The following is a 1,204-nucleotide window of genomic DNA, read 5'->3' as shown; positions in this document are numbered from 1 at the left end:
CCCCGTTTTTTTATTCTGAAACGTTAGTGCCAGATCATCAGCGCAATCAGGCTCACCACCACCAGGCCGCACAGGGCGCTGGTCAGGATAAACTGGCGACGAACACGTTCGCAGCGACGAATAAATTCATCATCGTGATGGTCACGGTAGCGCTGGGCATAGATATACCACACCAGCCGCATCTGTTTGCTGGGCTGCCCGTGCGAGGTAAAAAAGCCGCCGCCATCAACATACTGATAGAGCAAGGGATCGCAACCACGTAGCACCACCAATAATGCACGCAACGATGAGAAGTAGCGTGCCATATTCACCACACAAACGACACACAGGGCCCAAAACAGCGCAATAGTGCTGATCATACCTCCTCCCCGGCGACCCGCCTACGGAGAAAACCTCCGCGGCTACCGCTCCCCAAATAACCCACGACGATACCGTAAAGAGTGCGATTCCGATCACATTTATTTTTCCGACCGGCTCATTAAATAGTGTAGGAGATCCATTAATTTTTTTACCACAAGGTTATTCGTTATCAATACGTAAGACGGATAAATTTGATTAACTTTTAGGTGAACCCAGTGCATTGACGGAGTGCGGGGGGCGCTATAAGGTAGGAAATATCTTCTACAATGAAGTCCTTAAAGGCTACCCTCCCGCGAATGTAGCACGCAGGACGCGGGCGAAACGGCAGCGCCAGCTGTCAGGTCCAATGGTCATCGACAAACTTATGGAAGGAGTAACACTATGGCTTACAAACATATTCTGATTGCAGTAGACCTGTCCCCGGAGAGTAAAGTACTGGTTGAAAAAGCCGTTTCTATGGCCCGCCCGTATAACGCGAAAGTCTCCCTGATCCATGTGGATGTGAATTACTCCGACCTCTACACCGGGCTGATTGACGTTAACCTCGGCGACATGCAAAAACGCATCTCCGAAGAGACCCATCACGCGCTGACCGAGCTCTCGACCAACGCAGGCTATCCCATCACCGAGACCCTGAGCGGCAGCGGCGACCTTGGCCAGGTGCTGGTCGATGCGATTAAAAAATACGATATGGACCTGGTGGTCTGCGGCCATCATCAGGACTTCTGGAGCAAGCTGATGTCCTCTGCCCGCCAGCTGATTAACACCGTTCATGTCGACATGCTGATCGTCCCGCTGCGCGACGAAGAAGACGAATAACCGTCTCGTTTTATCCGCGCAATAC

The 1,204-nt window shown here is 51.8% G+C and carries 2 protein-coding genes; one reads left to right on the top strand and one right to left on the bottom strand.

Annotated elements, in window-relative coordinates; genetic code table 11:
• Window positions 1-23: 23 nt before the first annotated feature.
• Window positions 24-359, bottom strand: a complete 336-nt coding sequence (gene uspB, locus HMPREF9538_RS0127210; RefSeq protein WP_002921203.1) for a universal stress protein UspB — start codon at window positions 357-359, stop codon at window positions 24-26.
• Between the two features lie 382 nt (window positions 360-741).
• On the opposite strand from uspB, the gene uspA reads away from it, so the two are divergent.
• Complete coding sequence (gene uspA / locus HMPREF9538_RS19320; RefSeq protein ID WP_004145166.1) at window positions 742-1,179, top strand: universal stress protein UspA; 438 nt, start codon at window positions 742-744, stop codon at window positions 1,177-1,179.
• Window positions 1,180-1,204: the final 25 nt, after the last annotated feature.

It is taken from the genome of Klebsiella sp. MS 92-3, from assembly GCF_000195655.1.
In the GTDB taxonomy this organism is placed as follows: domain Bacteria; phylum Pseudomonadota; class Gammaproteobacteria; order Enterobacterales; family Enterobacteriaceae; genus Klebsiella; species Klebsiella pneumoniae.
The sequence above is the reverse complement of the archived record's forward strand: the minus strand, read 5'-3'. Positions and strand labels throughout refer to the sequence as shown.

What these genes read in the sequence shown, in the direction of transcription:
- uspB (WP_002921203.1), bottom strand. Translation starts at nt 359, where the DNA reads ATGATCAGCACTATTGCGCTGTTTTGGGCCCTGTGTGTCGTTTGTGTG.
- uspA (WP_004145166.1), top strand. Translation starts at nt 742, where the DNA reads ATGGCTTACAAACATATTCTGATTGCAGTAGACCTGTCCCCGGAGAGT.